This window comes from Hymenobacter sp. HD11105 (assembly GCF_054051685.1).
In genome coordinates, this window is record NZ_JBSWBR010000011.1 from 70908 (window position 1) to 97807 (window position 26900).

At 55.3% G+C, this 26900-nt stretch carries 17 protein-coding genes; 7 read left to right on the forward strand and 10 right to left on the reverse strand.

The features are described 5' to 3' along the window. Positions 1 to 15 precede the first annotated feature (15 nt). Both ACW9KT_RS20830 and ACW9KT_RS20835 read left to right on the forward strand, forming a co-directional pair. Positions 16 to 207: a hypothetical protein gene (locus tag ACW9KT_RS20830; protein WP_457084035.1), complete on the forward strand. Its 192-nt coding sequence runs from the start codon at positions 16 to 18 to the stop codon at positions 205 to 207. A 416-nt stretch (positions 208 to 623) separates the two neighbouring features. Next, positions 624 to 1424, forward strand: a complete 801-nt coding sequence (locus ACW9KT_RS20835; protein WP_457084037.1) for an alpha/beta hydrolase — start codon at positions 624 to 626, stop codon at positions 1422 to 1424. 3 nt (positions 1425 to 1427) lie between these two features. On the opposite strand, the gene ACW9KT_RS20840 is transcribed toward ACW9KT_RS20835, so the two are convergent. The 5 genes from ACW9KT_RS20840 to moeB all read right to left on the reverse strand — a co-directional run bounded on the left by ACW9KT_RS20840 (position 1428) and on the right by moeB (position 5301). Further along, a complete protein-coding gene (locus ACW9KT_RS20840) occupies positions 1428 to 1811 on the reverse strand; it encodes a nuclear transport factor 2 family protein (protein ID WP_457084039.1) in 384 nt (127 codons plus the stop codon). Between the two features lie 89 nt (positions 1812 to 1900). Continuing rightward, positions 1901 to 3061, reverse strand: a complete 1161-nt coding sequence (locus ACW9KT_RS20845; RefSeq protein WP_457084041.1) for a putative sulfate/molybdate transporter — start codon at positions 3059 to 3061, stop codon at positions 1901 to 1903. A gap of 61 nt (positions 3062 to 3122) precedes the next feature. Next, entirely contained in the window at positions 3123 to 3503 is a 381-nt protein-coding gene (locus tag ACW9KT_RS20850) for a DUF4260 domain-containing protein (protein WP_457084043.1), read from the reverse strand. Positions 3504 to 3573: 70 nt separating this feature from the next. Next, entirely contained in the window at positions 3574 to 4167 is a 594-nt protein-coding gene (locus ACW9KT_RS20855) for a Crp/Fnr family transcriptional regulator (RefSeq protein WP_457084045.1), read from the reverse strand. An 18-nt stretch (positions 4168 to 4185) separates the two neighbouring features. Then, positions 4186 to 5301, reverse strand: a complete 1116-nt coding sequence (moeB, locus tag ACW9KT_RS20860; protein ID WP_457084047.1) for a molybdopterin-synthase adenylyltransferase MoeB — start codon at positions 5299 to 5301, stop codon at positions 4186 to 4188. 330 nt (positions 5302 to 5631) lie between these two features. Here moeB and fdhD point away from each other — a divergent pair, with 330 nt between their 5' ends. From fdhD to ACW9KT_RS20875, 3 genes are all read left to right on the forward strand, one after another. Continuing rightward, positions 5632 to 6564 carry a formate dehydrogenase accessory sulfurtransferase FdhD gene (gene fdhD / locus ACW9KT_RS20865; protein ID WP_457084049.1) on the forward strand — a complete coding sequence of 311 codons (933 nt, stop codon included), beginning with the start codon at positions 5632 to 5634 and terminating at the stop codon, positions 6562 to 6564. After that, entirely contained in the window at positions 6548 to 6871 is a 324-nt protein-coding gene (locus ACW9KT_RS20870) for a DUF7009 family protein (protein ID WP_457084051.1), read from the forward strand. Before fdhD ends, ACW9KT_RS20870 begins: the two co-directional genes overlap by 17 nt. 206 nt (positions 6872 to 7077) lie before the next feature. Further along, a complete protein-coding gene (locus tag ACW9KT_RS20875; RefSeq protein ID WP_457084053.1) occupies positions 7078 to 9633 on the forward strand; it encodes an FdhF/YdeP family oxidoreductase in 2556 nt (851 codons plus the stop codon). Between the two features lie 74 nt (positions 9634 to 9707). Here ACW9KT_RS20875 and tamL read toward each other — a convergent pair whose 3' ends face one another. The 4 genes from tamL to ACW9KT_RS20895 form a co-directional block, all read right to left on the reverse strand. Beyond that, entirely contained in the window at positions 9708 to 12122 is a 2415-nt protein-coding gene (tamL, locus tag ACW9KT_RS20880) for a translocation and assembly module lipoprotein TamL (protein WP_457084055.1), read from the reverse strand. A gap of 136 nt (positions 12123 to 12258) precedes the next feature. Next, a complete protein-coding gene (locus ACW9KT_RS20885; RefSeq protein WP_457084057.1) occupies positions 12259 to 17409 on the reverse strand; it encodes a translocation/assembly module TamB domain-containing protein in 5151 nt (1716 codons plus the stop codon). Positions 17410 to 17677: 268 nt separating this feature from the next. Continuing rightward, positions 17678 to 19348 (reverse strand): DUF4394 domain-containing protein, encoded by a 1671-nt coding sequence (locus tag ACW9KT_RS20890; RefSeq protein WP_457084059.1) that lies wholly within the window; start codon positions 19346 to 19348, stop codon positions 17678 to 17680. A gap of 253 nt (positions 19349 to 19601) precedes the next feature. Beyond that, complete coding sequence (locus ACW9KT_RS20895; RefSeq protein ID WP_457084061.1) at positions 19602 to 21224, reverse strand: DUF4394 domain-containing protein; 1623 nt, start codon at positions 21222 to 21224, stop codon at positions 19602 to 19604. 200 nt (positions 21225 to 21424) lie between these two features. On the opposite strand from ACW9KT_RS20895, the gene ACW9KT_RS20900 reads away from it, so the two are divergent. Continuing rightward, complete coding sequence (locus ACW9KT_RS20900; protein ID WP_457084063.1) at positions 21425 to 24190, forward strand: 4-alpha-glucanotransferase; 2766 nt, start codon at positions 21425 to 21427, stop codon at positions 24188 to 24190. Positions 24191 to 24341: 151 nt separating this feature from the next. Next, complete coding sequence (locus ACW9KT_RS20905) at positions 24342 to 25310, forward strand: NAD(P)/FAD-dependent oxidoreductase (RefSeq protein WP_457084065.1); 969 nt, start codon at positions 24342 to 24344, stop codon at positions 25308 to 25310. A 77-nt stretch (positions 25311 to 25387) separates the two neighbouring features. Here ACW9KT_RS20905 and ACW9KT_RS20910 read toward each other — a convergent pair whose 3' ends face one another. After that, positions 25388 to 26764: an ATP-binding protein gene (locus ACW9KT_RS20910; RefSeq protein ID WP_457084067.1), complete on the reverse strand. Its 1377-nt coding sequence runs from the start codon at positions 26762 to 26764 to the stop codon at positions 25388 to 25390. Positions 26765 to 26900: the final 136 nt, after the last annotated feature.

Consider the following 26900-nt stretch of genomic DNA (forward strand, 5'->3'; position numbering starts at 1 on the left):
GACGGAGATTGCAATATGAAACCTCTACACACCTCTGACCTTAACCGCCGAGATGGTCGTGAGCGCGCCGTAGCCTGGGCCCTCACCATTACGCGTAACACACCTTTAGCCCCTAGAGACCACGAACAGCAGCTTCTGGAAAAGTTCGTGCTGGGAGAGATGTCGCTGGATGAAGTTATTAGTTCTCTGGAAGGGGACGCAAACTAGCCTGTGACAGTCCGGGGCGCTGGTAGCCTTCGTTGAGCAACGAGCAGAATACACATGGGGGCCGGTTTAGGCCCGTGCCGGGCAAACGGTATGCCTCCTCAATGCTCCGTGCGATGGGGCAAGCGTCATTGGTGTGGTATACATCTGCTACTCCGATACCTCGCACCTGTGAATGAAAAGGCAGCTCGCGCTTCATACTAAGTCCAACGGTAAACGCAGGCTTTGGTTTAGCTTGCTGATGGCTGAATACGCTCCAAGCGCTGGAGAATACTTTAACGCTTATTTGCTGACAGAGAAAAACTTACAGTAGGTTGCCGGCAGATCTGGGAGCCCGCAGCCGACCATGCTGCGTAACTTGCCGTAGTATTGGAAAGTGTACATACTCGGCCACCAGAAAATAGGCGCAAGCCTATGCCATGAAAATCATCCTCATTGCAATTGGCGTAGCTCTCGTGCTGTATGCGGCGGTATGCTGGTTGCTGTATCTCAAGCAGGAGAGCCTGTTGTTCTTTCCGCAAAAATTGCCCCCCAACTACCGGTTTACCTTCCCCGACCCGTTTGAGGAGCGCTGGATAACTACCGACGACGGCACCCGTCTGCACGGCTTGCTCTTTACTACCGACGACCCCAAAGGGCTCATCTTTTACTTGCACGGCAACGCTGGCTCATTGGCTGGTTGGGGCGATGTGGCCGCCGTGTACACGCGCCTTGGCTACGATGTGTTTATGCTCGATTACCGCGGCTACGGGAAGAGCGGAGGCGCTATCAGCAGCGAAAAACAGCTACTCAGCGACGCCGAGGCGGCTTATGAAGTTATTAGAAAGCAGTACCCAGAAGAGCAGATCGTTGTGCTGGGGTACTCGCTGGGCACGGGGCTGGCAGCTTGGCTGGCAGCGCATTATCAGCCGCGGCTACTCATTCTGCAAGCGCCCTACTACAGCTTTCAAGACTTGGCTACGCACTTTTATCCTTTGATACCGGGTGTATTGCTGCGCTATCCGATGCGTACTCACAACCTGCTGCCGCAGATAAAAGCGCCGATAGTCCTCATCCACGGTGACCAGGATGAAGTAGTGTACTACGGCTCATCCCTCAAGCTTAAGCCTCTGCTCAAACCCACCGACCGACTGATTACGCTGCCCGGAATCGGGCATAATGGCATGACGGAAACCTCCGTCTACCAAATTCTAATCCGGAATGTCCTGGGCACGCAGTAGGGGCTAAAACATGCTGTTGCCGTTTTTCGACTCTAGAGGCACGATTTGCAGCACGTCCCAGTGCTCTACGATTTTGCCCTCCTCATCGAAGCGAAAAATATCGATGCCGGCGTAGTCGTGGTCGCCGGGCCAGTGCTGATGGCAGTGCAGAATAACGTGGTGGCCGTCGGCGAAGGCGCGCTTTACTTCCACGTGCTTGCCGGGGTACTCACGCTCCATCCGCTCGAAATACTCGATGAAGCCTTGCTTGCCATCGGCCACGTGCGGGTTGTGCTGGATGTATTCATCGCCCACGTAGCGGGCGATGGCGGCCGCGGGCTGGCAGTCATTGAACATCAGTTCGTAGAAAGCAATGGCGTTGCGCTTGTTCCGGTCTTGGGTGAGCATAGGGTTCTGTGTGCTAGTGGCTACTACAACGATACGTTTTGGGCGAGCAATGCGAAGGCTACTAACAAGTGAGGCTCCGTAAAGCCGCCTTACTTGCCTAGTCCAGCCCAACCCCGCTGCATGGCATAATATACCGCCGTGCCCACCACCAGTCCCACCAGGTAGCCGTAAGGCAGTCCGCCGCAGAGCAAACCTACTAGTAAAGCTACCAGCAGATCGGCGCGGGAGTTGGTCAGGTCGCGGATGAGGGTAGCCAGAGTCAGGGCTTCAAACAGAAGCAGAATACCAAGGATAGGCAAGGGAAATATCTGCACAATCTGGGCGAAGCCTTGGCTGAAAAACAGCCCCAATACCAGAAAAAGCCCCCCATACAGAATAACCGAGCCGCCGGAGCGCGCCCCAAACGCATGGTGCCCCACTAATCCGCCTGAGCCGTGACACACCGGAATACCGCCAAAAAATGGGTTTACTAGATTCATCAGCGAATAAGTAAAGCTGATTTGCCGCACCGTGATGCGACGCTCAGGGAAGAAGTCAGTTAGTACTTGGTTGGTAGCCAAAATAGAATTGCCCAAGGACAGCGGAATCTGGGGCAGGGCCAGCAGCAGGGCACCGGTGAGAACATCGACTCGATTGGGCGTGTGCCAAGTAGGCAAATGAAAACCCAGCGCGCCGTAGGCAGAAGACAAATTGAGCTTGAAAGCCAGCGCATAAATGCCCCCCAGCGCAATAATGACCAGCGCCGCCGGCCAACGCCGGTTGCCGAGCAGCACCACCGTAACGGCAAAGGCCGCGGCGGCCAATACGTAGCCTCCCAGTCCATCGGCGGGCACGTATTCTTTAAGCGCCAGCGAAGCCAGCTGCAACGCCAGCCCCAGCTGAATGCCGCGCACCACGGGCTTAGGTACCAGCCGAGCCAGCCTATCAATCAGCCCCAGCACTGAGAGCAAAAACATAACGACTCCGATAGCCAAGCCGCCACCAAAAATCACGTTGCCGGGTAGCTTTTGGGCAATAACCAGCGCTGCAAACGCTTTCAGCGGCTGCACCGGCATCGGCAGCCCGTACCAGAACCCCGAAAACAGCTGCATAAGTCCAAACATGATGAGCACGCTGGCGCTATCCACGCCCGAGGCGGCGATGATGCCAATCAATAGCGGCAGATCGGTGCCTAAATCCCCGAAAGCTCCTGCCAACTCATTGCGGTCAAAACGGATACGGCGGGGCGGGGAAGCGACGCTGGGGGGCATTTTAATGGCAGAATGGTCATCCTAAAGGTAGCGCAGAAAGTGGGGTTGAGGGGAGCAAAAGCTACACGCCTTGCACCCGACTCGGCAGGCCAGCTTTGCCCACGTACCCCAAGTGAGTATGCTGAAAGCTGGTGGCGTACTTCAGGCCATAGCCCATTAGCCGGTCGAAGGCGGCGTGGAAGAGCAGCACCGAGCCAGCCAATAGCAACATAGGCAGGCTCAGCCACCAGCCTGCTACCCCCGCGGCTACGGCCAGGGCTTTGTGGTGAAGCAAGTTGTAGCTGAATGCCCCGGCGCGTGGTCCAATCAGGTAGCCCAACATGCCTAGATCAGGGAGTAAAAACAGTGTAGGCAGCCACCACCAAGCGTAAGGCAGCTGAGAGAAAATAACAACGGCCAATATTGCTTCGGCCAGCTCTTCAAGTTTCAGGAGGTTTTTCATGGGTTGAAGCAATTAGGTAGATGATGCTCCAAAGGTCAGTCCTGACCAGCCTTCAACTCGTTAACAAAAGCTAAGAAAAATGCCCGTCTTCCTCCGCCACCCGCGCCCGAATCCGGCTCAGCGACACGGGCGTTACGCCCAGATACGAGGCAATGTAGTGCTGCGGAATGCGCTCCATTATTTTGGTTTTGTGGCTCCCCAGTAGCGTCCGGTAGCGCTCCTCAGGGCTTTGCAGTAGCAATTCCGTCAGGCGCTGATCGGTGCCAATAAGGTTGTACTCGGCAATGAGGCGCCCAAACCGTTCGTATACCGGCCACTCATCGTAGAGGCGACGCAAGGCAGCGTACGGAAACACTAGTAACTCGGTGGCTTGCAGAGCCTGAATGCTCAGGCCGCTTGCCTGCCCGGTCAGGCAGCTGGGATAAGAAGCCATCAGATGATTTTCAAAGAAAAAATAGGTGGTTTTCTCTTCGCCATCGGGGCGGGTGTAAAACAGACGGCAGGCGCCTTCCAGCACTAGGGCAATGTCGTGGTTGGTCTGGCCTTGTTCCACAAAATACGCTTTGCGAGCCAGGTGCTGGGGGCGTAGCTCGGCGGCTAGCGGGTTCCACTCCGTATCGGTGAGGGGCGTAAAGCGGTGAATATATTGGCGGAGTGGGTGCATGGGCGCAATTGGGCTAGGCTAGCGCCGTCTGCGCGATACGGCCGGCTCTACGTTTTCCACCCAAGCTTCTAAGCCACCTTCCAGGTTTTGGAGGTTAGTGAAGCCAGCCTGCAACTGCAGCTGCGTAATCGCCTTCGCGCTACGGTTGCCCCGATGGCAGTACACCACAATGGGATGATGACGGGGCAGCAAACCTGCTCGCGCTACCACTTGGCTCAGCGGAATAAGTGTTGCTCCGGGCAAATGACCGCGGTAGTATTCTTCCGGCTCGCGCACGTCAAGCAAAAACGGCGGCGCCTCCGAGGCCAGCAGCGTCGCTAGCTCCGTGGCCGTGATGGATATCGGTGTGGGCGAGCACAGGTCGGCGTAGTCGGCTTGGGGGGCCGTGCGCAGGTTGAGCAGGGCGCGCTCGGGGTGGCGCGGAAACCGCAGAATGCGTGTCTGAAAGCTTAGCGCATCGAACATCCACAGGCGTCCGCGCAGCACTTCGCCCAGACCCAGAATCACCTTCAGCGTCTCGGTGGCTTGGGCGCAGCCGATGAGGCCAGGCAATACGCCCAGCACGCCGGTAGTATCACAGTTGGGTGCTTCGGCGGCCGAGGGAGCCGTTGGGAAAAGGCAGCGGTAGGTGGGGCCACCCTGATAATTGAAGACTGAAACCTGGCCTTCGAACTTATAAATGGCCCCCGACACCAACGGCCGCCCCACGCTCACGCAGGCGTCGTTGAGTAGGTAGCGGGTAGCAAAGTTGTCAGTGCCGTCCACCACCACATCGTAGGCGGCCACCAGATTTTCTACGCTGATACGGTCGACGCGGCGGGCGTGGACTTCGCAGCTAATCGCAGGATTGATGCGCCGGATGGCACGGGCCGCGGCTTCGGCTTTTAGCTCGCCTACGTCAGCGTTGCCAAACAGTACCTGGCGCTGCAGATTGCTGAGTTCGACGCGGTCGGAGTCGGCGATGCCGAGCGTGCCGACGCCGGCGGCGGCCAAATATTGCAAGACGGGGCAGCCCAAGCCGCCGGCCCCTACTACCAGCACCCGGGCCGCCAGCAGCCGGGCTTGGCCCTCTTCGCCAATTTCGGGGAGTTGCAGGTGGCGTTGGTAGCGTTGACGATCTTCGGGAGTGAGCATACGTAAATATAAGAACCAGACGAAAGCCTGTTGTAAGTACCCAAACTAACTTAAGGTCCTTAGAGTTAATTACCAGCGGCAAGGGTGCTTAAACTAGCTTATCTTATCAGTCGAATGTGGTAGAGACACATATTTGTGTCTCGTCGTTGAACGACAATCGTCTGCGTTTGCCAGTCTGGCATCTTGAGCCCGCGAAGGACCTTCTCACCAATGAAGGAATTCGGCAACTGGCAAAAGCTCCTTTAGCCGGATGACGGGTTTATAAGATGGTAAACAACCTTAGCATCCACACATCAGCGGAGCTACCGCAATACTCGTCTTCAAATTACTATGACAGCACCCGTTTTTTTGCCCCCCACCAGCTACGATTATGTCACTGTGCACAAAGTGCAGGGCGAAGAAATAACGGTAGCCTCCGATGTGCTGGCTGCTGAGGAGCCCCTGGAAATTCGGATCGGCTACGGGCCTAGCGGGCAGCGCGAGCATCGCACCTTGTCCATTACCATGCGCACGCCGGGCCATGACTTTGAGCTTGCCGCTGGCTTCCTGCTTACCGAAGGCATTATTCGCGGCCGCCAGGACTTGCAGGGTGTCATTTATTGCCCGGATGTAGAAAAAGAGGAAGAGCGCGAAAACGTAGTGCGGGCCGAGCTTTCCCCCACGGCCACGCCCGATTTGCCCCGCTTGGAGCGTCACTTTTACACCAGCAGCAGCTGCGGCGTCTGCGGCAAGACCAGCATCGACGCGGTGCACGCGGCTTCGTGCCCGGTGCTACCCAAAAATGCCCCCCACGTAGCTGCGGCCGTTATTCATAAGCTACCAGAGCGGCAGCGGGCGGCGCAGGCCTTATTTGAGCAAACAGGAGGCTTGCACGCGGCGGCTTTATTTTCACCCGAAGGAGAATTGCTGCTGCTGCGCGAGGATGTGGGCCGACACAATGCTTTGGATAAAGTAATTGGCGCGGCTCTGCTGCAAGAACAGTTGCCTTTGCACAACACGATATTGCTGGTGAGCGGGCGGGCGTCGTTTGAGCTGGTGCAGAAGGCCGCCGTGGCGGGCATCCCCATTATGGCTGCGGTAGGGGCCCCTAGCTCCTTGGCCGTGCAAGCCGCCCAAAACTTTGGAATGACACTCTGCGGATTCGTTCGTCAGGGTCGTTATAACGTATATTGTGGGGAATGGCGCATCCTGCCCGGCCTTAGCAATGCGGGCCAGGTTGCGCTTGGCTCTGTAAATCCGGCTCCCCATGAAACTTCGCATTGAGGATAACTCCCTTCGCCTTCGTCTGTCGGAAGCCGAGGTCCAACAGTTTGCTGATGCGGGAAGGGTGGCGGCGGTGCTGCCGCTGGGCCCTGCCACCACCGATAGCCTAACGTATGCGCTGGAGCGCGTCGAAACTGAGGATTTTCGGGTCAGCTACGGCGCCGGGGCCCTCACCGTAAAAGTGCCCGCCACCCTGGCTACCCACTGGACCAGCACCGATCAAAATGGCTTCTCGGCCACCCTGTTGCTTTCCGACACCCAATCCCTTAAAGTCTTAATTGAAAAAGACTTGGACTGCCGCCACTAAGTAGCAGGAGCTCAGCCATCATTGCTTCTGTCCTCGTAAAAAGATATCTACCGATTAAGCTCCAGGTATAGGCCTTGGTTTGATGCCTGAAAATGATTGAAAACCAAGGTTTGCCTAATTTGGTTGACTAAGAACTGAGGGCTGACTTTCAGCTAGTTCGGGCCTTTGCCTCCCCACCGATTTCACCCATATTCTTTCATTCTGCTATGGAAAAATCCTCCGCCGAAGACCCCAGCAAAGCCGGCCACACCCACCAGCAAACGGCTCAGGATAACGTGCCAAAAAGCGGGGAGCGACCTGACCAGGGTGCGGCGCCCACCAACGACCACTACAACCCTGAAGGACAGTTGAAGAAGGAAGAAGAACATATTCCGGCTCCCGAAGTAGCTCGCGCCAAGTACCTGTTTCCGGTGCTGGCCCAGCCCGTCGAAACCCTGACCGGTCTGAAGCTGGAGGAGCGCATGAAGGTGGCGGCCGGCGTCACGGCCGTTATCAAGTCCATGCAGTTTAGCTGGAGTGAGGGCGGCATGAACCGCGGCACCCGCGGCCTGCTGAAGATGAACCAAAAGGATGGCTTCGATTGCTCTAGCTGCGCTTGGCCCGACCCCGACGACCATCGCTCAGTAGCCGAATTCTGCGAGAACGGCGCCAAAGCCACCGCATCCGACGCCGACGACAAAAGCTGCGGCCCCGAATTCTTTGCTAAGCATAGCCTCGCCGACCTGTCGCGCATGACCGATCGCGACCAGAACAACGCCGGCCGTCTCACCCACCCGCTGATCAAACGTCCAGGCGGCACGCACTACGAGCCCGTGGCGTGGACCGAAGCCTTCCAGATCATTGGCCGGGAGCTGAATGCTCTGTCTTCGCCCGATGAAGCGGCATTTTATACTTCGGGCAAAGTGCCCAACGAGCCAGCTTTCCTGTACCAGCTTTTCGTGCGCGAGTTTGGCACCAACAACCTGCCCGACTGCTCCAATATGTGCCACGAGAGCAGCGGCTCGGCCCTCAGCCCCACGCTAGGCCTAGGCAAAGGCTCCGTCACGCTCAACGACATTCACGAAGCCGAAGTCATTTTGATTATTGGTCAGAACCCCGGCACCAACCACCCCCGCATGCTCACGGCTTTGCAGAAAGCCAAGCGCAACGGCGCCAAAATCATCAGCGTGAATCCCCTGATTGAAGCGGGCCTGAATCACTTTAAAAACCCCCAGGATTTTATGAATCCGGTGCGGGCTCTGGGCGCATTGATGGGCGACGGCACGCAGATTACGGACGTGTACTTGCAAGTGCGCGTGGATGGCGACATGGCGTTGCTACGCGGCATCATGAAGCATTTGTTTGAAGCCGAAGACCGCAACCCCGGCCAAGTCGTGGACCGCGCTTTCGTAGCCGAATACACTACTGGATTCGAGTCTTTTGAGCAAAACATTCGCAACACAAGCTGGGAGGATATTGAAGAAATCAGCGGCGTTTCGCGCGCCGAACTGCTGGAAGCGGCCAACCTCATTGCCAACAAGCAGAAGATCATCACCTGTTGGGCTATGGGCGTTACGCAGCAGCGTAAGGGTGTGGAAACCATCCAGGAAATCATCAACCTGCAACTCATGAAGGGCGCCATCGGCAAGCCCGGCGCGGGCACTTGCCCGGTGCGCGGACACTCCAACGTGCAGGGCGACCGGACCATGGGCATCTGGGAAAAGCCCCACAAGAACTTCCTCGATGCGCTGGAAAAGGAATTTGGCTTCTCGCCCCCTCGCGAGCAAGGCTTAGATACCGTGGAAAGCATCAAGGCTATGGTGCTGGGCAAAATCAAGGTGTACGTGAGTCTGGGGGGCAATTTACTAGCCGCCGGCCCTGATACCGAGCTGATTGCCGAAGGCATGCGCAAGCAGAAGCTGACCGTGTACATCGGCACCAAGCTTAACCGCGGCCATCTCGTAACCGGCGAAACCAGCTTGCTGCTGCCCACTTTCACTCACCTGGATATAGACATGCAGAAAGCAGGACACCAGATGACGTCTTGCGAGAACTCCATGGGTGTGGTAAGTCAGAACAAAGGCATTCTGGTACCGCTAGACGGGCAGATGCTAAGCGAAGTGGCTATTATCAGCGGAATGGCCCTGGCCACCATCGGGCACCGTACTAAAGTAGATTGGGTGGCTATGACCCAGAACTACGACAACATCCGCGACCATATCGCCCGCGTGATTCCGGGCTTCGAGAACTTCAACGAGAAGCTGCGCCGTCCGGGGGGCTTTTATCTACCGAATGGCCCTCGTGAGCGGAAGTTCACGACCGAAAATGGCAAGGCTAACTTCACCACCACTACGTTGGAAAAGCCCCACCTGGAGCCCGACCAGTTGGTGTTGATGACCGTGCGCAGCCACGACCAGTTCAACACCACCATTTACGAGTACAACGATCGTTACCGCGGCATCCACGGCGAGCGACGCGTGCTATTCATGAACAAGCAGGACATGGCCGACCGCAACATCAAGGCCAAGGACCTTATCGACATCACCAGCCACTACGAAGGCGAGCAGCGCACGGTAGAGAAGTTCGTAGCTGTACCCTACGACATTCCGAAAGGCAATGTGTGCGCGTACTTCCCCGAGGCCAATCCGCTGGTGCCCATTTCCAGCGTAGCCAAAGTGAGCAACACGCCTACCTCCAAATACGTGGTAGTGACGGTGGTATTGGCTGAGGCCTCTAATGGTGCTTCGGAAAAGGTTATGGCCCACGAAGCAATGGAAGCGTAAGCTGCTCCTTAAAGTAAAAAAGCCCCCCAGATTATTTCTGGGGGGCTTTTTTATGCAATTACAATAGCTCTAAATTAAAACGGATAGCCAATAGCAATATTCAGTCGCGTGGCTTTAAAGCCCGAGCCACGAGCCTCATAGTTGCCAACGGCAGGGCTAGGAGCCGGGAACTCCACGTTCTCGAAGGGGTATACCAAAGGATAGGCAGCATCCAAGCGAATGACGAAGAACTGCACGTCGATGCGGATACCAGCGCCGGCGCCTACAGCAAGCTCTTTCATGAATCGGTTGAACTTGAACTGTCCATTCCTGCCATCAGGTTGGCCGTTGCCATCGAAGGTGGGGCGGCTGGGGTCGGCGTTGATGAGCCAGATATTACCAGCATCCACAAACAGGGCACCTTTCACGTAGGGAAACAAATCTTGGCGGTATTCCACGTTGGCTTCCAGGCGCATATCGCCTACTTGGTCGTAGAAGCCGTTGACGTCATTTTCCGTTTGGGCCCGGTATGTGCCCGGCCCGATACCGCGGGCCGCGAAAGCACGCACGCTATTGGGGCCACCAATGCCGTACTGTTTCAGGTAAGGCAGCACCTCGGAGTTCTTATAGGGCAAGCCCACTCCGATAAGCAGACGGGTAGCAAAGCGGTTGCCGCTGGTGGGGTTGGGCGAGATGCGGAAATAGTCGCGAAACTCCAAATTGACCTTTGTGTATTGAGCGAACTCCTGTCCAAATAGCTCATAGTCGCCCTGTTCGTTCTGGGGCGCGCTGCGCAAACTTTGCAGCAGGTAAGCCAAGTTGCCCGCCAGCTCAATACCGCCATTGAAGTAAATCTGATTACGCTTCTGCTCCAGCACTTGCTGATTGTACGTGTAGCTGTAGTTGCTACCCAGGATAAACTGTTGACGGAAGCTATTTCTCAGGAAAGGCCGCTGATCCAGAAGGTCCTGAAACCGCTGTTGCACATTAGCTAAGCGCAGATACTGAATATCAATAGGCTGAAACTGCTGCTCGTTGGTAAGCTTGGTTTTCCAGCTGTACCCATACCCCAGATTGAATACATCCTGCTGGAAAAAGTTGGTGCGCAGCACATAGGTATAGCCTGCATTGAAGAAGGTGCGGGGCTGAAAGTCGGAGTTGACTAAGCGAATATTAAAAGGCGGCGTAATCAGGCGGGGCACCAGCAGTTGGGCATCTACGCCAATATTAGTGGAGGTAACACCCGATTGCACTCCGTTGCCGGTTTCAAAGGAAGCTCGTCCATTAATCAGCAGCTGCTCGGCGCCGCGTAGGGCAGAGCGGTTGCGAAACTGCACGACAAAACCCGGCCCGGTGAAAATGTTGGACGTATTCATCTGCACCTCCGCCCTGAGCGACTTCTTGGGCACCTGCGTCATGCGCACGAGCGAGTTGAGCTGCCCATATCCACCCGAATCCGGCTGGTTGGCGGCCCGGTAGCGAATGTCCACAAACTTAAACGTGCCAAGGCTCATCAGGCGGCTCAGGGTTTGGTCGGAGCGGCGGCGGCGGTAAATGCTGTCGGGATAGATGAAGGTAGCATTGGTGATAGCCTTGGCCTTGAATACCTCCTCGTCGGGGAAGTAGCGGTATCCCCGATACATGAAAGGTCCTTTAGTACCTTCCGTGGTATCCGAAAGGGTATAGTTGGTGTTCAGCGTAACGCGGTTAAGAACGTAGGGCTTGGCTGCCTGCGGTGGAATCGTGCCTTTTATTTTCAGATAAACATTGGCCTCATTATCCAGTGTGCTATCTACCTGAAACAGAATATAATCGGGAGAGAAGTAGTAATAGCCCCGGTTCTTCAGCGCCGCGTCGATACGCACTCGCTCGTTGATAAGCGTTTGTAGGTTGTAGGGGTCGCCAACTTTCAGCAGTGAGTTAGCCTCCGTGGCGCGGATGTCGCGGTCGAGCAGGGTGTCGCGGTCGGGAAAATGAATTTCCTTGATCCGGTATGGCTTGCCGACTGTAGCCAGGTAATTCACTGAGGCCGTATTGTCCTTTACCACCACCTTACTGCTCACCGCCGGCTTGAAATAGCCATTGTTATACAAGCGGTTGGTCATCAGACCTTTTACAGTGTTCGTGTCTACGGCGCTCAGCAGCACGGGCGCTTCACCGTATTTGTCGGCTAGCCACTTGCCCAAACCTTTGGTTTTGCCCTCGCCCATATGCCAGAAATACAGCTTGGGACGCAGCCCCAGAATAGAAGTGTTGGGCTTGGGCGTAATCACCGATTCCAGCTCCGTCGTTAGCACCGATTCGTTAGGAATGGGGCTATCCGACTTCACCTTGACTGTGCTGCCCGTGTATAGCTTGCTGCCTTCGGGCACGAACTTGGTGCCCGAGCAACCGGCCAAGGTCAACAGCAGGACCAAAAAGCCCCCCAGCCGCCGGTGGGGGGCTTTTTTTAGAAAAGAATGAAGCGTATAGGTGGTAGAAGGCACGGAGTAATGCTGGAATGAATACATACTGACTAATAGAACATCATGCTGAGCAGAGCCGGAGCATTACTACTGCATTGGTGACTTCAAGGAAGCGAGGTGGATAACCTCGCTTTGCTTGATGTGCGAAATGCTCAACATGACGGTCAAACCAAACTAAAAATTATCGACCCGCAGTAGTCGTGCGCCGGGCAAAGCGTCCGCCTTCACGCCGGGGCGTCGCTGCCGTTTGCACAGTGTCTTTGGCCGCTTTTTCTTCTTGTTTCTCGCGTTTGCGATTCTGCTTGCGCTCTTCTTTTACGTCCTTGTCGATGCCTTGGAAAAGCTCGGCCAGGGTCTTGTAGTCGCGCTGGTAGATAAGTGAAGCGCCATTGCGCACGTACTGCCCATCAATGTCGCCGTAGGCATTGTTGCGGTAAGCACGCAAACGTAGGCGGCCGTTTGCCAGAACATCATATTCCACGCTCACGTCGCCAGCGAAGTTGCTTACGCTTTGCTGCCCACCCGACGCCTGATTGCCACCTGCTAGGGGCACATCGGTACCCAGCCGTACGGTCACCCGGTCATTGAAAAGCTGACGGCGCACGGCCACGTTCAGGTCGGTACGGGTTTTTTCCGAGCCTGACGAGAAGTCGGCCTGAGAATTTACGCCCAGCTCCACGCCCAGGTTAGACAGGTAGCTGCCCGTGAGCTTGTTGAGCTGCGAGGTAAGCACCTGACTGGCACTGCCCCGCAGCTGGTCGGCCACTAGGCTACCCCCGCTCGACTCAAAGGGGTTGGAAGCCAGGAAGCGCTCCAGCACCAGCAGCGAGAATACTTGCTTGTTCAACTCGTCGGTTTGGGTAGGCTGGCGAAGCTGGGCCAAGCGGTTTTCAATCTGGGGCCGCAACTGAGTGCGGGCCTCTTCGGGTAATTGAATGTCAAAGCTGATAACGGGCTTGAGCAAGTCGCCATTCACCTTCAGCAGCACCTCAAATGGAAGCTGGTTGCGCCCAATGGTTTTTAGGCTTTCGTCAGCCTCACCCTGGGCTGACAGCAGTTCGGCGGGCGCCGTGCGCACATTATAGATTGCCGTTACGTTGGCCTGGGCGTTGTATGGGTCACCGCTCCAGACGATGTTGCTGCCTTCGGCAATTTCGAATTCGCGCGAAGCAAGGTCATAAAGCGACATTGCGTACTTACCCTCGGACACATCGAGGCGGCCGCTGAGCGTAATGGTGCCGGCCTGGTCAATGGCTGTGTTCAGCGTACCCTCAGCCCTAACTTGCAGGTTGTCACCCGAAGCCTGATCGATGACAATGGTGAACGGCGTTTCATCGGTTACCGTGATAGTTGCGGCAATATCGAAGCCGGACGCCGCCTGTGCCGAATCGACGCGTACCTGGCGAGCTAGCATGGTATCAAGCGGAGCACTTAGGTCAATAAACTCCACGATTCCTTCGCGCCCCACTTCTACTGGTTCGTCATTAGGCACCGCCACAGTCAGGTTGGAACCTTCCACCACCGTAGCCGTGGTGCGAATACGTGGTAGGTTCAAGTCACCAGTTATGCGCGTATCCGAATCAACGAGCAGCTTACCATAGAAAAGCTCATTGTCCCGCTGGGTGCTTTGAATGGCCAGGAAATCGTTGGTCACAGCCCGCAGGTCGAAGCGGTAGTCGTCCACGTAGTTTTGGGTGAACACGTAGCCATTGATTTCAGCCTTGTTATTCAAAGAATCCAGAATGGTGAAGTCCTGGAAGCGAATGCCGCGGTCGTCGAAGGTTAAGCTTTCGTTGGGCAAGGTGAAAGGCGCCCCAAGCTGGGTGAGGGTGAAGCCCGCATCGTTGGTATTCAGAGTGCCGCGCACCTGGGGGGCATTTGTGGTACCCTGCACCGTGAACTGGCCCGTGAGGAAGCCTTTCATTTCTTTTACTTCACCAGCGGCGAAGGGCTCGGCCGTGTTCAGATTGAGTCGAACTACGTTGATGCCCATATCCAAGGTGCCAGCAGCCAAATAGTAGCCCGTAGCGCGTACCTCGTTGTTGTTTGGGCCGCCCGTCAGGCGGGCGTCCACGTTGTAGCGGTCGGCGGTGGGATTGGTAGCTTGCAGCGACAAATCCCCAATTAATGACTTATTGTAGGCAAAGCTAGTCAGGGCCATATCGGCTGTGAAAGCCTGCCGTGGCTGGCCTAAGGCACGTACTATAGCCTGGCCGTTGAGAGTACCGCCCACGAGCGAATCCTGCAAGCCGCCAGCTTGCGCCAGCATATTCAGGTCGAGGTTGCCCAGGCGAGCCTGTAAGGGATATTCTGCGCCCGGTAAGGTTTGTAGCTCAATAAACTGCTGACCTTGGCTTAGCCGCACGTTTTCGGCCCGCACTGCGCCCGAAGCCAGCGTGTATTGCACCTGATTATCGGGGGCCACGGTCCAGCGCTGGTTGCTTACCACCAGGTTTTCGCCAAAGCTAAACGCATACGCATCACCCTGATTTAGGACTTGAAGCACGCCGGCTAGGTTGAGCAGTTGATTGTTGTCGGACTCAGCAATGCGCGCATTGAGCGCCACCTGATTGTTTGCAATATTGCCCGTCACGCTAGGGTTAGGCAAGCGCAGGCTGGTGTCCTGGCTAGCCTGGCGCATGCGCAGCGCATACTCCATCTTTTGCGCATCCGACGACAGGTTGAGCTGCGTGGAGTCGAGGCGGAAGCCGCTGTATATAATAAGAGGAATCTGGCTGTTGAGTGTCAGATTCGAGGCTTCGCTGTTGAAGCTGCCCGTGAGGCTGAAGGGCGAAATTTTGGTCAGATCCGGCACTAAGGCGGCTATGGGGCGGGGCTCGAGCACGCTCACATCGAAGGTGAAGTTGCGAGCCGGGCCGCCAGCCACGTAGCGCACATCAGGCAGATCGAAGTAACGGTCGATGTGCTGTTGCAGTACCGTAGCCAAGTCGCCCAGGGGCGTGTTGCCGTCCAGCTTCACCGTGAAAATATCCGAAGTGACATCTACGGCCGAGCGGCCGGGCTGCTGGACAATGCTACCTTGCAGCACGCCAAAAGAGAAGGGTTGGTTGTCGCGCACAATCACCACATTCTGCCCTGAGAAGGTGCCGTTGATGGAGTTGGCATCGGCCCCGCTTAAGTTGGCTGTCAGCTCGCCTTGCACTCGCAGGTCGCCGCCGGTATAGAAGCCCAGAGCCGTCAAATTTGCCCCCCGGATGTTCAGGGAAGATACTTCATAGCTGGGGTTCTTGGCATCGCGCAGGTTCACAGTGGCCAACACGTCCAAATTTAGGTTGGGATCGGTCTTGCTCTCGGCGGCAATCACATAGCGGTTGCGGTCAATGTCGACGGTGGCTGCAATGTCGCGATACGTATAGTTATTGTACTCAGCCCGCTGCACATTAGCCACCAAGCGTCCTTGCATAGTCGCTGGGTCGAGGCCCCGCGCGTTCAGACGCCCGGTAGTAATAACTCGCCCGATAGTTGGATCGCGTAAAATGGCCCCCACGTTGAAGTTTTGCACCGAGAACCGGGCCGTTACGGGCTCGCGGCCCACGGGGCCGGGCTGCATATCCACCACGGCCGTAGCATTGCCGAAGCTGGTATTTACTTTCAGATTAGTGTCAAACACCATAGCTGTCGGGCGGCCCCGAAACGTGCCGCTTACGGCTATGCGCGGGGGCAAACGGTATTCGGGTGGAATAGTACCGGCCGGCGCCAGCGTCTTAATGTCGGCGTCGGTGGTGGTAAACTGGGCGATGTTGAGGTCGGTGTATAGGCGGCGGTCAACTTCGGGCAGGCCTTGAATGCGGCCGCTGGCCCGCAGCACAGTATTGCGGAAGCCGACCACATCCAGGTTCTGCACCCGGAAGTCACCCACGCGGCCATCCACTCGCCCACTGACGAGCACCGACTGATTGCGGCCAGTTGTGAAAGGCGGCGTATCGGCCAAGTCAGGAGCGAGGTAAAGAATGTCGCGGAAGCCCAGGCGAGTCTCGCGCAGGTCACCTTCAATTCGCAATTGGCCCAACTTCTCGGTATCGGCCAGAGCATCCAGGCTTTCGTAGCCCATGGCCAGGGTGCGGCGGATACGGGTATGGGGCGTAATCAGGTCGAGGTTATCGAGACGGGTTTGCACCGAGTCGAACACGATATCAGCTGTGGCACTTTCAATCTGGAAGCCACTTTGCTCTTTGCCCGCCAGGTTCACAAGGCGAGCGGTGGTGCGGTTTTCGGAGTAAAACAGGTTCTCCGTGTTCAGGATCAGATCCGTGAACTTGAGGTGGTTGTAGTCCATGCCCGGCACGCGGGTACGCTGCTTGGGCTCGTTGAAATTATCGAAGGCCACATCCACGCCATTAATCTCGGAGCGCTTCAGCGTTACCACCCAACTAGCTTCTTGGCCCGTAGCTTTTTCCACCGACTCGTTCAGGTCGCGTACTGCCTCGGCTGGGTTTATAATGCGCTGCTCGGTGGGCACCTCTTCGTTCTGAGCGTAGGCAAACGAAGTATTGGTTAGGCGCAAGGTGTTTAAAGCTATGCGCGAATTGCGTAAATCGATGTTATCGGCCGTTACCTCAGCCTGCCCAATGCGGGTGTTGATGTACTGAGCCGAGGGACCATTTTTATAAGCCAAGCTCACATTTTCAAGTAAGGCTTTATTCAAGCCCAACTCCAACTCCAGTGGCTCACTCGTGGCCGTATCCGGGGGGGCATTTTTGCTCTGTACAATGTCGATGGCGGTATTGCGCAGGGCGGCCTCATCGATGCGGTAGGTGGAGGCGTCTACGTCCACGGCATCCATGTTCACGGCAAGCTCGCCTACCCTCGTTTTCACGGCCATGCCTTCCACCTGATCGTCGTAGGTGAGGCGGATATTGGTGAGGCGGGCATCACCAATATTATATTGAAAGCCCGCGCTGGCCGTGTCTACGGGGGCCGCGGTGGTAGTATCGCCGGCCCCGAAAGCTGCCGCGATGTAGTCGAAGTTGAAGGTGCTGTCGGGCAGGGTGCGCGTGATGCCCACGGTGCCATCATTGAGCTCAACCGACTTCACATTAATCTGCGATTTGGTGAGAGCCCACAAGTCGATATTAACACCTAAGTGCCCCACTGACAGCAGAGTATCACCTTTCTGGTCTTCTAGATACACACCATCCAGGGAAATAGCATGGCGCCAGTCGGTGCGGAACTTCCCAATGCGTACTTCGGTGCCAATCTTATCTTGCAGATAGCCGCTGGCTTTGCGGGCGGCAAAATCTTGCGCAGCCGGGAATTGCAGAGCCACCACTACCAGGATTACCAGTAGGATGACAAAAGCCAGCAGCCCCAAAATACCGTAGAGGATGCGGCGAACGTATGTTGGTAAGGATTTGATAACTCAGTTGTGCTTAAAGTGTTCAGTATCACCCAACGAAAAAAAAGGGTGCTAGGTTGGCTGGGGGGCATTTTTGATTCTAGAACACTCTATATATCCCAACTCATGCAGCGTGAAGCACTAAACCTGCAAAAAGATATCTAGGAGAGGGTAGGCTCAGGTAACATAAAAGCCCCAGCGCTAGCGCTGGGGCTTTATCTTAAGGGTATGGAAGCAAGCTGCCTTAGAAGCCTAGACCCAGAGCAAAGCCCGTGAGTGAATAGGAAGTCGTTCCAACAGTAGTTCCAGAAACAGGAAAGCCGAAGTCTCCTAGGTCTGTTGCCGCGCCAGTGGCCAAATCGATGGACCATAGATGTTCGATCCTATTAAAGCTATTCCTGGCAGAAGTGCTTAAGACAGCATAACCCTTGTTGCTGGTTCCACCGATATCAAAGCCAGCTGCTCCCTGGTTGACGCCGAGCGGGCCAATAGGGATTATTGTGCCCGCATTGGGCGGGCTTAGGAGCAGCAGCCGGTCAACATTCGTATCCATGACATATAAGTTGGTAGTAGCGGCTCCTACCACGTTGTTATCGTAAGCGGCTCCATTAATTGTAGCACCAATAACGCGGCCATCCTCAATAGCCACCCCATCCGTGGGATTCACCCGCAGGTTTTGACCTTCACTGCCTATCACGCGAATGCGGTCAGCCATAGGATTGAAGTCAAACCCAAAGACGAAACCATTTAGGGGCACACTTAATGCGGCAACCAAGGTGGCGGCACCCGTAGCTGAATTAATTGTGTACATACGGCCATTACTAGCTCTATAACGAGCGATAACCGGATCGTAGGTTCTCGTTCCCACCAGGGCATAGAGTTGACCGGTGGCCGGCCGGAAGTCTATGTCATACACGTAATCAGACGTGGCGCTCAACCCCGTAATAGGCATTTGCGCAGTAGTGGTAAGTGTGCTAGGATTAAAAATTAATAAACTGTTTAGAAAAGTATTTTGTCGATTCTCGACGGCATAAGTAGTGTAAGCTACGGGCTGGGTAGGAATGGCAATGGCTTTGTACTTCTCGGTATACTGTGCCAGGGTAGTGGCTGCCCCCGTTGTCAAGTCGACGGTGAAGAGGGTGGGAGTCAAATTGGGGGTTGTTTGAAAGAGCCCCAGCGCGGTACCAGTTTTGGCGTCTATATCCATGCCGCCCCAATTGGCTATGGGTAAATTGAGCTTACCAATAGCTTCTACAACTCCCTCCTTAGCAGAAATAACACGGTAAAGTTGTTGGTCCATTCCATTAATGGCGTACAGCGTCGTAGAACTTGTGCCAGCCACGTTGTTACTAAAGGCCATTGCTGTAATGGGGGAGAAGCTAAGGGTAGGCCGTGGACTAATGGGAGCGTCAATTGATTCAACTAAACCGGTTTCCGGATTCATCAAGCGGTTACGACCGTTGAACGCCACTACTCGAATTCGATCTGTTGTCGGGTCGAAATCTATACTGAGCGGGTCAGCGCAGATACACGCTTCTGTTTTCTCTGTTTCAGCTGACCCAATCAGACGAGCTACGCCTGTTTGGGGATTAATCACATACACGCGACTTGTTGCCGATACACCATAAAGTTGGCCCGTAGCAGGTCGAAAGTCTATTCCCAAGATTTTATCACTTGGCCGGTCACCCGTAGTCGTAATGACTACGGAGCCAGTAGGGGCTGTTGGATTTTTAGTAGAAAAAGCATCAAGTCGGCGCCCATTTTCGGCGAGAGCATAGAAGGGAATATCTAGCGTAGTTGTTGGCGGGGGAGTGGGCTTGGGGAAGTACTGTTCCAGAATGTCTTCGCAGCTACTCAGCGACGACATGAGCAACACAGCCACGCCCCATTTGGCGAGGGAAGAAGTTTTTAGCATAGAAATGATATAATAGGATGGAAGAAAGAATCGATTGAACCAAATCAATGGCCCCTCTACGCAATCCTGCCGTATTTAGATGTTACTATTTTCTTTTTTGGCCAGTAAGTATGTTCATGCTCAGTATAGTAGAAACAAAGCTCAACAGGCAGTGACAAGAGCTGAGGAATGAAGGATATCTCATTGAAAAAGCCCCCCAGACCGTTTCTGGAGGGCTTTTCAAGTAATGAATGTGAACTTGAGCTAACGAGACTTAGAAACCTAAGCCAACAGTAAATCCCCTCGGTCCCGGGACTATTAGATTGTAGTTAGTGCCCATATTCAGTTTCGTGGCCGTACCTGTAGCCAAGTCAATAGAATATAAGTCTGTGGAGCCGAAAATATTGAGAATGGCATAGCCCTTATTGCTAATGCCACCAATGTCAAAGCTACCACTCGCTAGGGCCGGTATTCCTAAATCACCAATGCTTACCAAGGTGCCCTCATTAGGAGGTGTCTGCTGGTAAAGCGTCGCGACGGAGGTAAACCGCCCGCTTGGTACTTGGCCCATAGCATATAAGGTAGTGGCCGTTGTGCCTGCAAAGTTATTGGAATAGGCAGCCGTATAGATACCCTTGCCGCTTGGATTGAGCATGGCATCTTCGATGACTGTACCATCTATGGGATTGACCCGTAGGTTCTGACCCGAACTACTCACAATGCGAATGCGGTCCGCGACAGGATTGAAGTCAAAGCCTGGATCGTTGGAATCAACTCGGACATTTAAGGTCGCTACCAGCGTAGCAGCGCCCGTTGCCGCGTTGATTGTGTATAGCCGGTTATCACCCTGCGGATTCGGAAAAGGCCTCGTTTGCACGGACAAAGCATAGAGCTGCCCATTGGCCGGCCGAAAGTCAAGTGCAATAAACAATTCATCTGGCCCCAACCCTGTGATTGGTTTATTAAGAATAGCCGAGGCAGCAGGATTCGTAAGATCAATTGTGGACAATGTGCCCGTACCTGGGTTGCTACCACCAGCCAAAGCATAGGCCACAGCTCGCGTAGGAATCGCAATTCCCAAGTAGTTCAAGCTGGCACTGTATTGGGCCAGAGCCCGCGCCGCGCCCGTGGCTAAGTCGAGGGTAAAGAGCGTTGGTTTTCCTTGTACTACATACAATCCTAAAGCTGTACCGGTCTTAGCATCAATGTCAAAGCCGCCATTCCCACTCATGGGCAAGTTCAGTGCGCCTACCGGAACTAGGGTGCCATCGTTGGGCAGGTTTACCAGATAAAGCTGCTGATTCTGCGTATTGATGGCGTACAGGGCTGTGGTGGTAGCGCCCGCTGTGTTGTTCGTGTAAGCCACGCTAGTCAAGGTCGCGCCCGCCGCTCCATTGATGACGCCATCAGTATTGGAGACAGTACCCGTCTCTGGATTGAGACGTAGATTCTGACCCGTCGAGGTCACGAGGCGAATCCGGTCGACGGTGGGGTTGAAGTCGAAGCCTACCAAATTGTCCCCCAGAGCCGGCGTAAAAGGCCCTGTCCCAATAGCGCGGGCTGCGCCGGTATTTTGATTGATTACATAGAGGCGACTGGCGCTGCTCACCCCGTAGAGCTGCCCGGTGGCAGGCCGGAAGTCAATGGCTAATAAGGTTTCGCCACTGCCTAGGCCCGTAATAGCGACGGAACCGGTGCGAGTAGCCGGGTCCTTGGTGGAGTATGCATCGAGCTTCGTGCCGCCCGCTAAGGCATAAAATGGAATTTCTTGCCCTAGTGAAGGAAATGTAGGAGTATGCTTGGGGAAATACTGCTCCAAGATGTCCTCGCAGCTAGTCAGTGACGACAACATAAGAACAGCCATACCCAACTTGGCAAAGGTGGAATTTTTTATCATTATGAATATAGTTTATGATTTAAGGAATAAATAATGTGACTTAGTTAATGAATATATTTAAGCAAATAGATTCAGATTGTCAAGCTTTTGTGAAAGCTCCAAGACTTTAAAAACCGTATTCGCTTAAATAGGTATCTATCAAAGCACGCAGACATAAACCGAGTACAACCTATCTTTCGCGCCCATCCCAATTCCCGTCAATGATCATTCGCTTCTCTCTCCCTTACTACACTGAGTTTGGGCAACGCCTGGTGGTCTGTGGCTCCGAGCCTAGCCTGGGCCAGTGGAACCTCGACCACGCTCTCCAACTGACCTTTGATGCTTCCACGGGCCAGTGGAACCAAGAAATTAGCGTACCCACCGAACACCCCGGCCCGGTAGAATACAAGTATGTTCTGCTGGATGAGCGCGACGGCGGCAAGCACTGGGAGTGGGGCCCAAATCGGGTCGTGCCGCTGACTGGGGGGCATTTTACGCGCCTTACACTGGAGGACTACTGGCGCGCCCCCGCTGAGCCCGACAACGAGCTGCACACAGCAGCCTTTACCAAGGCGCTGCTGCGCCGGCCCTCGCAGTCGGCACCGGCCGATATGGAGGCTTCCACTTCCACGCGCACTATTCTGGACGCTGGTACCGAGCCGACGGGAGCTATTCGCTTCCAGCTGGTTGCCCCGCGGGTAGCGTCTCACCACCAGCTCTGCGTGATGGGCTCTGACCCAGCGCTGGGCGCCTGGGACGCCAGTCAGGCCGTGGTGCTCTCCGATGAGGCGTATCCTACCTGGACCGCCGTCGTGACCCTACAGCAGCCCGAGCAGCCTACTCAGTATAAATATGCCGTCCGCGACCCGCAAACCGGACAAATCATTCACCTTGAAGCCGGCGACGACCGGGTGATTTTGCCCCCCACGCCGGCCAATACCCTGCGCGTGCGGGCTGACGAGGGCTTTCGCTACCCCGCCGGCAACTGGCGCGGGGCGGGCGTGGCCCTGCCAGTATTCTCCCTGCGCACCAAGCAAGGCCTGGGCGTGGGCGAGTTCTCCGACCTGAAGCAGCTGGCCGATTGGTCGGCTGAGGCGGGCCTGAAGCTCATGCAGATTCTGCCCATCAACGACACCACCGCCACGCATACCTGGGTCGATTCGTATCCATACGCGGCTATTTCGGTGTTTGCCCTGCACCCGCTCTACCTGCATTTGGGCGGCATTGCCGAGCTAAGGGAAGCCGGCGACCGCGAGGAGTTGACTCGTCTGCGTGAGGAGTTGAACGCGCGCGACTTCGTGGACTACGAGCCGGTGATGCAGGCTAAGTGGAAATATATTAAGCTGCTTTACAAGCAGGAAAAAGCCGCTTTCCTGGCCGATTCAGCCTTTCAGCAATTCTTAGAGGAGCAAAAAGAGTGGCTGGTACCATACGCCGCCTTCTCGGCGTTGCGTGATAGGTTTGGTACGGCCGACTTTCAGCAGTGGCCTAACGAGTTTCAAACGCCGCAAAACCTCAACCAGCTCACGGCCCCCGATCAGCCCGACTTTGATGAATTCGGCCTGCACTTCTTTACCCAGTTTCACCTGGATAAGCAGCTGCGCGAAGCCGTAGAGTACGCTCGCCAGCGGGGTGTAGTACTCAAAGGCGACTTGCCTATTGGTATCTATCGGCACTCTGTGGATGCCTGGACTCAGCCGGAACTCTACCACATGGACCGCCAGGCCGGTGCCCCACCGGATGATTTCTCCGTGACGGGCCAGAATTGGCGCTTCCCTACCTATAACTGGGAGCGTATGGCCGAGGATAATTATCAGTGGTGGCGCAACCGCCTCAGCCACTTAGCCCGCTACTTCGACGTGCTGCGCATCGACCATATTCTGGGCTTCTTCCGCATTTGGGAGATTCCGGGACACTCGGTAGAAGGCTTGCTAGGCCACTTTGCGCCCGCCTTGCCTATGCCCCGCCACGAGATTGAGCAGCGCTTAGGTTGGTTCGACTATGGACGCCTATGCGAGCCATATATCCGTTGGCACATGCTCCAGCAGATCTTTCATGCCCAGGCGCAGGCGGTGTTCGATGAGTTTATGGAAGACGCCGGCTACGGTGCCATCCGTCTCAAAGACTATGTGCGCACCCAGCGTCAGATAGAAGCGGTATTCGACCAAAAGATTGCCGCCGACCAGCAGAATGCCGAACACTTGAGCTGGCTGCGCACCGGCCTGTACCGGTTGGTAAATGAGGTGCTATTTGTGCCCGCCGATGAGCCTGACCACTACCATCCGCGCATCACGGTGTATCTGAGCACTTCGTTCAAAGAGTTAGATGAGCAAAATCGCCACCGCCTCCAGGAAATATACAATGACTTCTTCTTCCGTCGTCACGAGGAATTCTGGCGGCAGCAAGGCTTGGTCAAATTGCCCCCCGTGCGCTACGCCACCGACATGCTCATCTGCGGCGAAGACTTGGGCATGGTGCCCGCCTCTGTACCCGGCGTAATGCGAGAGTTGGGCATGTTGGGGCTCAATATCCAGCGTATGCCCTCCGACCCTAAGGTGGAGTTTGGCCACCCTGGCCACGCGCCTTACCTCTCCGTCGTCAGTCCTGGCTCGCATGATATGAGCACGGTGCGCGGCTGGTGGGAGGAAGACCGCGAGAAAACGCAGCGCTTTTTCGAGCATCTGCTAGGCCACTGGGGCCAATTTGCCCCCCAGCACTGCGAGCCGTGGGTGGCCCGCGAAATACTAGTGCAACACCTGCATTCGCCAGCCATGTGGGCCATCTTCCCGATTCAGGATCTGCTGGCTATTGATGCCCAGTTGCGGCGCGAAAACCCACAGGACGAGCAAATCAATGTACCTTCCAACCCGCAGCATTTCTGGAAATACCGTTTGCACTTGAACTTGGAAGATCTAACGGCTGAAACCAACTTCAGGCAGGAAGTACAGGACTTAGTGGCGAGCAGCGGACGTAGTCAAGTATACTAGTTCAGTACAAATCTCCGGTATTAGTATTAATAGCACTCAGCGCTTTATAAAACGGGACTAGCGTATTACTACTCATTTTTTTACGTAAAAAAGCCCCCCAGCCTAACCGCTAGGGGGCTTTTTGGGTATATGGCTTCTCAACTTTACACTTATGCCTGCTTCACCTCCTCTTCCGAAGGCCGCCCGTCGTCTTCGGCCGAATACCGATTATGATGTACTTATTGTAGGAGCGGGAAGTGCCGGGCTCAGTGCCGCCCTGGTGCTAGGCCGGTGCCTGCGGCGGGTGTTGGTGTGCGATGGTGGGGCGCCCCGCAACAATCCTTCTCCCGCTGTTTGGGGCTTTTTCACGCGCGACGGGGTGCAGCCCCAAGAATTACTCCGCTTGGGACTAGAGCAGCTCGTCGCATATCCCAGCGTAGAAGTTAGCTCCTTGCGCGTAACCGACCTTGCCATAAGCGAGCAGTGCTTTACAGTAACGGCCGAAACGGATGCTAATCGCACTAGGAGTATAACGTCTCGAAAGGTGCTGCTGGCTACGGGAGTCGAGGACGAATTGCCCCCCCTGGATGGTATGCGCGACTTCTGGGGTCGGGGTGTGTTGCATTGCCCTTATTGCCACGGTTGGGAAGTGCGCGACCGCCCCCTGGCCGTGTACGGACGAGGCAAAGGCGTTACGGGCCTGTCATTGCTCGTCAGTCGGTGGTCGAAGGACGTAGTGGTGTGCACAGATGGGCCCGGGGGCTTATCGGAGAACGCTCGCCGCCGCCTCCAAAACCAAGATATTAAAGTGCGAGAAGAGCCAATTGCTCGCCTGGAAGGCGTCAAGGATGGGCAACTGCAGCGCATCATGTTCAAAAACGGCGATACACTGGAGCGGGAGGCGCTATTTGTGCACCCCCACCAACATCAACGCACCAGCATCGCGGAGCAGTTGGGTTGTCGTCTAACCAGCAAAGGGGCCGTGTGGACTGATAAGAAACAACAAACGTCCATTCCTGGCCTCTATGCCGCCGGCGACACCACCGCGGGTATGCAACAGGCTATTCTGGCAGCTGCCGAAGGCTCGCTGGCGGCTATCATGATGAATGAAAAGCTAACAAAAGAGGAATGCACTTTATAAGCTGCTGCCGACCAAACAGATGCTAAAAAAGAGCCTTGTTCGACTACGGCCTGCTGAACAGGCGAAACAGCTACAAATCAGCCTGGCAGGCAGATAGTGAACTCCGTAAATTCTCCCTCCTGACTTTCCACGGTGAGCGTACCGCCGTGCCCTTTAGTAACGATGTCGTAGCTCAGAGAAAGGCCCAAGCCCGTGCCCTCACCGGTTGGTTTGGTCGTGAAAAACGGCTGAAATATTCTCTCCTTTACGTAGGCGGGCATGCCCATGCCGTTGTCGCGCACTCGCACCTCTATTTCGCCCTTAGGCGTGCGACGGGTTGTCACACTTACCGTCGGCACGTAGCCCTCGGGGTAGCATTCTTTCTTTTTATGCACTGCGTAGAATGCGTTGGTGAACAAGTTCAACAGCACGCGGCCAATATCCTGCGAAATCACGTTGACCATCCCTAAGTCGGAGGCCAGATTGGTGTAAAGAGTGGCGTTGAATGACTTGTCCTTCGCACGCAGGCCGTGGTAAGCTAAGCGCAGATACTCGTCGGCAAGAGTGTTCAAATCGGTGGGCTGCGGCTCGCCGCTGCTGGCCCGACTATGCTCGAGCATGCCCTTCACAATGGAGGCAGCCCGCTGACCGTGGTGGGTTATCTTCTGCAGATTCTGTTTAAGATCAATCAGCAGTTCTGTCTCTAGCTCCACGTCGCGCTTGGGCTTGCGTTGTTCTTCTGCTAACTCGTCGATCAGCTCGGCGCTTACGTCGGAGAAGTTGGTGACGAAGTTCAAGGGGTTCTGAATCTCGTGGGCAATGCCGGCCGTCAGCTCGCCCAGCGAGGCCATCTTTTCACTTTGAATCAGCTGCGCTTGCATCGTTTTTAGGTCGGTAAGCGCTTGCCGCAGTTCTTCCGTTTGCTGAGTAAGCGTAGCAGTTCGTTCGGCTACCTGGCGCTCCAACTCGGCGTTCTGTTCCGCTATACGCTTCTTTTCGAGTTCTTCCTCCTGCCGTACCAGCAGCTCTTTTTCCAGATTTCTCTTCTGATTGCGCGCGATTAGAAGAAAAGTAATAAGCCAGATGACTGCAAAGCCTTGGGAGGAATCGAAGGCATCATCATATCGTTTAGAGAGCTTCCATCCCGATACCTCCAGCAGCAACTCAAGAGCCGAATAAGCCACAAAAGGCACCATGGCCAAGAGCACCGTCCGGGCCGGGCGGTAGTCGCGAATAGCCACCAAGACCGCGATAATCACACTATAAACGAAGAGCATGTACACTTCGTCTAACTGGTCGCTGTGCAGCCTGAAAATCAAGGCCATAAAACCCAGCCCTACCCCCGGCACCCAAATCCACTTCAGGAATTTACCCCAGTACGGCAGGCGCACAGGTAAATTGAAGAATCGGCCCAACATCCTTACAAAGAATAAGGACAGCAGAATACTGATTACGATTTGGGCATCAAACTTCATAGGTAAAGTCTGTTCAGGCGAAGCAAAGTATACCAGAAGAAAGCATATGCAGGGATAGGTAAGCTACTGCAAAACTTGTCTTTGCCTTATTTATAGGCACATAACAAGCCAGCTGAGTTAATTTATTTATTTTCCT